This window comes from Actinomadura sp. KC345 (assembly GCF_004348515.1).
GTDB lineage: Bacteria > Actinomycetota > Actinomycetes > Streptosporangiales > Streptosporangiaceae > Spirillospora.
Genome location: NZ_SMKH01000067.1, coordinates 23,867 through 29,866, shown reverse-complemented (window position 1 = coordinate 29,866; position 6,000 = coordinate 23,867). Strand labels below are relative to the sequence as shown.

6 protein-coding genes are annotated in these 6,000 nt (G+C 73.8%); 1 reads left to right on the top strand and 5 read right to left on the bottom strand.

Annotated elements, in window-relative coordinates; translation table 11 throughout:
• The 5 genes from E1281_RS14010 to E1281_RS13990 all read right to left on the bottom strand — a co-directional run.
• Positions 1-262 (bottom strand): hypothetical protein (locus E1281_RS14010; protein WP_131878127.1); only part of this gene is annotated, 262 nt, incomplete at its 3' end.
• The gene (locus E1281_RS14005) at positions 262-1,314 is read right to left on the bottom strand and encodes a class I SAM-dependent methyltransferase (RefSeq protein WP_131878125.1); all 1,053 of its coding nucleotides are present in this window, start codon (positions 1,312-1,314) and stop codon (positions 262-264) included. The genes E1281_RS14005 and E1281_RS14010, both read right to left, overlap by 1 nt.
• 57 nt (positions 1,315-1,371) lie before the next feature.
• On the bottom strand, positions 1,372-3,054 hold the full coding sequence (locus E1281_RS14000; RefSeq protein WP_131878123.1) for a carbon-nitrogen hydrolase family protein: 1,683 nt from the start codon (positions 3,052-3,054) through the stop codon (positions 1,372-1,374).
• A 53-nt stretch (positions 3,055-3,107) separates the two neighbouring features.
• Positions 3,108-3,851: an arylmalonate decarboxylase gene (locus tag E1281_RS13995; protein WP_131878121.1), complete on the bottom strand. Its 744-nt coding sequence runs from the start codon at positions 3,849-3,851 to the stop codon at positions 3,108-3,110.
• Positions 3,848-4,753, bottom strand: a complete 906-nt coding sequence (locus E1281_RS13990) for an isocitrate lyase/PEP mutase family protein (protein WP_207943278.1) — start codon at positions 4,751-4,753, stop codon at positions 3,848-3,850. Before E1281_RS13990 ends, E1281_RS13995 begins: the two co-directional genes overlap by 4 nt.
• A 301-nt stretch (positions 4,754-5,054) precedes the next feature.
• Between E1281_RS13990 and E1281_RS13985 the strand changes: the two genes are divergently transcribed.
• Positions 5,055-5,858: an IclR family transcriptional regulator gene (locus E1281_RS13985; protein ID WP_131878119.1), complete on the top strand. Its 804-nt coding sequence runs from the start codon at positions 5,055-5,057 to the stop codon at positions 5,856-5,858.
• Positions 5,859-6,000: the final 142 nt, after the last annotated feature.

Sequence of the window (6,000 nt, the reverse complement as noted above, 5' to 3'; positions counted from 1 at the left end):
CGACCCGGGTGTCCGGGTCGAAGATCGCGCCGAAGACGCGGCCGACGAACGCGGCGCGCTCCTCGGCGAGCCGCTCCAGCAGCTCGCCGGACGGGCGCAGCGCGTCGAGCGCGCCCTCGTCCAGGCAGCCGCGCTCGCGGAGCAGGTGCTCCAGGACGTGGGTGCGGTCGCGCAGGATCCACACCTCGGACGCCAGCTCGGTGAGCATCCGGGCGATCTCGTCGAGCCGCTCCGACTCCAGGTACGCCGTCGTGTCCGCCATCACGCCTCCTTGCGGGCCCTGACGACCCACGGGTAGTCGCCCTTGCCGAGGCCGTACGCCTCGACGCCGGTGAAACCGGCCTGCTTGACCAGGCCCGGCAGGTCGAGGTGCAGGTAGGAGCGCATGAACGGCTCGCCGCGGTGCTCGGTCTCCCAGTCCAGGACGACCGAGCGGAAGGCGTCGTTGCGCTCGAAGGGGGCGATGTCGCCGATGACCAGGTCGCCGCCCGGCTCCAGCACCCGGAACATCTCCGCCAGGATCGCCTCGGTGGCCTTGGGCGGGGTCTCGTGGAACAGCGTGAAGATCGCGACGAGGTCGACGGACGCGGCGGGCAGGCCGGTGTCCTCGGCGGCGGCGTGGATCAGCTCCCACGACCCTCCCTCGTGGACGCACCGCGCCCGCCCGTACTCCAGCTGCGTCCTGGAGAGCTCCACCCCGACGTACTGCGCGTCCGGGAACTCCCGGGCCAGGACCGCCGAGAACCTGCCGTTGCCGCAGCCCGCCTCCAGGACCCGGCGGTAGTCGCGCCGCGGCGCCTCCAGCGCGACCTGCGTGCGCTGGTCCATCAGGTTCTCGCCCGCGCGGACGGCGCCGACGCCGCCGGGCATGAGCACGTATCTGTAGCCGAGGTCGCTGATGACCACGCCCATCAGGTCGTGCCCGTCCCATCCGCCGGTCGTCAGGTGAAAGCCCTCGTGGTAGTAGGCCGGGGGCACGAGATCCGGGTCGAGGGTCAGCGAGCCGGGGGCGTCGTCCGGGACGTCGAGCCACGCCTCGATGGCGGGACGGGCCCGCTCGGCCGCGGGGATCGCCCGGACGTAGATCTCCTCGGCGACGTACCGGGTCAGCAGCCGGTCGAACAGCCAGGGGCCGTGGCCGCCGAGCGCCTCGGCCACCGAGCGGCGGCGGCCCTGGATGTCGGGGGGCGGGTCGGGGACCAGCGTCGCGTACCGCGCGCCGGCCGCGGGCTGGAGCACGCCTCCGGCGTGGTGCTGCAGGGAGCCGAGGAACTCAAGACCGGCGCGGTCGCGCTGCGCCACGGGCACGTCCATGGACTCTTCCTCCAAGTCTTGCGGGCAGGTGGTTCGGTCGGTCGAAGGGCGGCGGGGTCACTCGACGAACATCGAGTAGAGGTGGGGTGCGCGCTTGGCGAGGGGGTCCAGATGGTGGCCCATCATCTTGTCGTCGGCCTCGCTCAGGTCGAGGTCGAGGACGAGCTGCTCCTCGAAGCCGGGCCGGGTCCAGTAGCCGGTGGGGTAGCGCATCACGGCGATCGGCTGGCCGGGGACGAAGTCGTCCGGGCGGAGCGCCTGGCTGCCGATCCCGGCCGGGCAGTCGAGCCGGGTGACCGAGACGAGGTGGACGCGGTTCTCCTCGGTGCGCTCGGTCGCGGCGACGTCGCGGGCGGCCCGCGTCGTCCACGAGGTGGGGTGGACGATCAGCTCGGCGCCTTCCAGCGCCAGCACCCGGGCGACCTCCGGCACCCACACCTCCTCGCCGATCATCGCGCCGATCACGCCCACCGGTGTGCGGGCGACGGTGATCTCGTCCCCGGGGGTGGCCCAGGACCGGTCGGCGTCGGTGAGGTGGGTCTTGCGGTAGGTGTGGACGGTCGTCCCGGTGTCGTCGACGAGGAAGACCGACGAGTAGAACCGGCCGAGTTCGTCCCGCTCGACCAGGTTGGCCGCGACATAGATCTTGGCCTCCGCGCACGCGTTCGAGATGCGGGCGAGGACGTCCCGGGAGAGTTCCGCGGCGGCGGCCGGGTCCGCGGCGACCTCGCCCTCGGCGAAGCAGAACAGCTCGGGCAGGACGCCCAGACGCGCGCCCTGACGCCCCGCGTGCGTGATCTGGCCGAGGCCGCGACGGACCGTCCACTCGGTGCCGCGGAAGTGGCTGACCTGCATCAGCGCGGTCGGGACGAGGCGCGGCGGCCGGTCGCTCGGGCCGTACATCGCGGCGGCCGGAACCTCGTCCAGGGGCCGCGTCAACACCCCGTACAGCGCGGGACGCCGCCACGCGAACAGGTCCGCGACGCCCGGCATGCGCTTGTCGCCCGCCTCGGCGGGGTCGATGTCGGCGATGGCCAGCCCCGGCTCCAGCTCGCCGGCGTCGGCGAGCACCGTGCCGTCCGGGGCGACGACCTGGCTGCCGCCCATCCACGGCCATTCCAATTCGGGGCCGCCGACCGTGTTGGCCGCGACGTGGAAGACGCCGTTCTCCATCGCGCGCAGCGGGACGTGGACGCGGTGCTCGTCCGGCCCCCTGGAGTTCAGCGAGTTGCAGAAGATCTCCGCGCCGAGCAGCCCGAGGGCGCGCGGGGTCTCGGGGACGATCCCGTCCGCGCACAGCAGCAGGCCGATCCGGCCGAGCGCGGTGTCGAACACCTCGTACGGCTCGTCGCCCGGCTCGAACAGCGTGTACTCGTAGTCCCAGAGGACGTGCTTGCGGTGGACGCCGATGACGCCGCCGTCCGGGCCGATCAGCACCGAGGCGATGTGGACGGCCGGCGTCACGGCCGCGCGCAGGTCCACCCCGGCCGCGATGTGGACGCCGAGTTCCGCGGCCGTCTCCCGCAGCCCCGTGACGAACGGGCCGTCGAGGTCCTCGCTGTGCGTCCAGCACTCCCACCGGTCGGCGTGGTCGCGGACGCGGTTGGCGTTCTCGGGCAGGACGACCAGCTTCGCGCCCTCGTCCGCCGCCCGCCGCGCGTACTCGCGGCAGAGCGCGAGGTTGGCGGCGACGTCGGTGCCGGAGAAGAACTGCGCGGCCGCCACGCGGACCGTTGCCATGGAGGCGCTCCTTTCGTTCGGGGGGCTCGCGGACTCGGGCTTCGCGGACGGGGTCACAGCGTGGCGAGGAGGCGGCCGGCGCCCTCGATCCGGTCGCGGACGCCGTTGGCGCGGTAGGCGTGCCACAGCGTGGCCGCGTTGATCGGGATCACCGGCTTGCCCAGCTCGCGCTCCAGCTCGTCGGCGACGCCGATCACCGGCAGGTTCGTCCCGGCCTGGACGAGCGCGTCGACGTCCGGGCCGTCCACCGCGGCGAACGCCTCCCGGATCTCCGCCGGGCCCACCGCCGCGATCGAGGTCGCCGAGTCGCACTTCAGGCCGTGCACGGCGGCCACCTCGTACCCCAGCTCGGTGAAGAACTGCCGGACCTGCTCGTCGGCCACCGGCTGGTAGGGGGTGATCACGCCGATCCGGCGGACGCCGAGCCTGCTCAGCGCGGCGTGGCAGGCCGACGCGCCCGTCGACAGCTCCAGCCCGGACAGCTCCCGGATCCAGTTCTCGAACTCGGCGTTGCCCGCCGCGCCGCCCCAGAAGGTCTCCGCGCTCATCCCCATGATCAGGTAGTCGGGCTCGCAGGTCAGCACCGACTCCACGGCGGCGGCGAGCTGCCCGCGCAGGTCGTCGAGGAACGCGGCGAAGGTGTCGTCGCTGTCCAGCGCGGCGTTGCGGATCAGGATCCGGCCCGAGTGGAACGACACCCCCGGCGCCCGGAAGCGGTAGTACTCGTCCTCGACCACGGTGTTGGTGGACGGGACGATCACACCGAACGCGGCGCGCGGTGCGAGCACGGTCGTCATGCGGACTCCTCATGGTGCTGCGGCTCGTGGTGTTCGGGCAGGTAGCGGCGCTCGGCCTCGGTCAGCTCGTCCAGGCCGAGCAGACCGGTCAGCTCGGGCCAGGGCAGGGTGCCGGGGGGCACGGCGCCCTCGGCGAGCACGTGGCGGTAGGCGTCGCGCATCGCCCGCGCCCCGGCGAGCAGCGCCGACACCGGGTACAGCGCGAGCCGCACGCCCGCCTTGGCCAGCGCGGCCGGCGGCTCGGGCGCGGCGCCCGCCTCGGAGTAGTTGACCACCAGCGGCAGGCCCCCGGCCGCCTCCCGGATCTCCTCGAACACGGCGCGGTCGCGCGCACCCTCGACGAAGACCGCGTCCGCCCCGGCCTCCGCGTAGGCGGCCACCCGCGCCAGGGTCTCCGGCATCCCGGCGACCGACAGCGCGTCGGTCCGCGCGATCACCAGGAGCCGCTGCCGGGCGTCGGCCGCGGCGGCGATCCGCGCCGCCGCCTCCGCGACCGGGACCAGCCGCTTTCCCGCCATGTGGCCGCACCGCTTCGGCAGGACCTGGTCCTCCAGGTGCAGCGCCGCCGCCCCGGCCGCCTCGTACCGGCGCGTGGTCTCGGCCGCCTGGAGGGCGTCGCCGTAGCCGGTGTCGGCGTCCGCGACGATCGGCACGCCCGGCCCCGCCCCGGCCCGCACCCGGTGCAGCGCCTCGACCATGTCGGTGGCGCCGGTGAAGCCCAGGTCGGGCAGGCCGAACACGGCCGCGCCGACCGCCGCGCCGGACAGGTGCACGGCCTCGAAGCCCGCGCCGGCGGCCAGCCGGGCGCTCAGCGCGTCGAAGCATCCGGCCGCCGGCACGGGCGGCCCGGCGGTGCCGATGCGCGCTCGCAGCCGGTCGGCGGAGAAGCCCTGCCGGCTCACGGCGCGGCCACGGGACGGGCGAGGACGGGACGGGGGTGGTGGCGCGCGATGGGCGCCGGGGCGGACCACTGGAGGGCGACGATGTGTCGCGACATCGCGGGTTCCTTCGGGAAGCAGGATTGGTGCAGTAGTTCCCGCAGTGTGAGAGAATTGTTTGTACGATGTGAGATCGTAAGGTGAACTCCGTCGGCCGGTCAAGGGTCTCGCCCCCGCTCACCTCCGGGTTCCCGATCCCGCTGGCTTCGGATTCGCGTCTCCGCCAGACTCCATAAGGACTCCGATCCACCCCAGAGGAGGCCCCGTGCCCCGGGCACAGTCGACGTCCGCGACCGGAGCGGGCACGGAACGGCGGCGCAGCGGCGCGGAGAGCTCGCGCAAGATGCTGCACCTGCTGCTGGCGTTCAACGAGCGCCAGCACACCCGTTCGGCCGCCGAGCTGGCGCAGGCCCTCGACATGCCGCTCAGCTCGGTCTACCGCTACCTCTCGGTCCTGCGCGACACCGGGATGATCGAGGACGTGGCCCCCGGCGAGTACCGGCTGACCTGGCTGTTCGTCGGGCTGGCGCGGGCGGCCCGCGCCGCGGGCGACACGCTGGAGAGCATCGCGCGCCCGGTACTCGACTCGGTCGCGGCGGCCGGCGGCGAGACCGCGCTGCTCGTCAAGCGGGTCGGCTGGAGCGCGATGTGCATCGACCGGGTCGAGTCGCCCCACCCGGTGCGGCTCCAGTTCGACCCGGGCCAGCCGATGACCCTGCACCGCGGGTCGGCGGCGCGGGTGCTGCTGGCCTCGATGCCCGCCGCCGAACGGCGCGGCTACCTGGAGTCGGTGACCGATCTGGCGCCCGCCGAGCGCGAGCAGATCGAGTCCGACGTGGACACGGTGGCCCGCACCGGCTGGGTGGAGAGCTTCGGCGAGGTGGACGAGGGCATCTGGGGCGCGTCCGCACTGATCCGCAGGCAGGGCGAGCCCCTGGCCGCGATCGGCGTCGCGGGCCCGCTGTTCCGCCTCCAGCAGGCCGACCGCACCCGGGTCATCGCCCTGCTCGTCTCCGGCGCCGCCGAGATCTCCACCGCCCTGGAGAAGGGCGAGCCGCCCACCCTCTGACCCCCCTCCAGCACGACCGGAGCGCCCCTGGGCGGTCCGGTCGTTTTTTGGTTGCCCGGCATCCGGCCGGCTATTGACGGGCCGGTGAACGGCGTCTACCGTCCATTCCCACATACCGAGTTTACGGTTCCCGCAGTGTGAG

Excerpts from the sequence above, each read along its gene's own strand:
- E1281_RS14005 (WP_131878125.1), bottom strand. The coding sequence starts at position 1,314 with ATGGACGTGCCCGTGGCGCAGCGCGACCGCGCCGGTCTTGAGTTCCTC.
- E1281_RS14000 (WP_131878123.1), bottom strand. The coding sequence starts at position 3,054 with ATGGCAACGGTCCGCGTGGCGGCCGCGCAGTTCTTCTCCGGCACCGAC.
- E1281_RS13995 (WP_131878121.1), bottom strand. The coding sequence starts at position 3,851 with ATGACGACCGTGCTCGCACCGCGCGCCGCGTTCGGTGTGATCGTCCCG.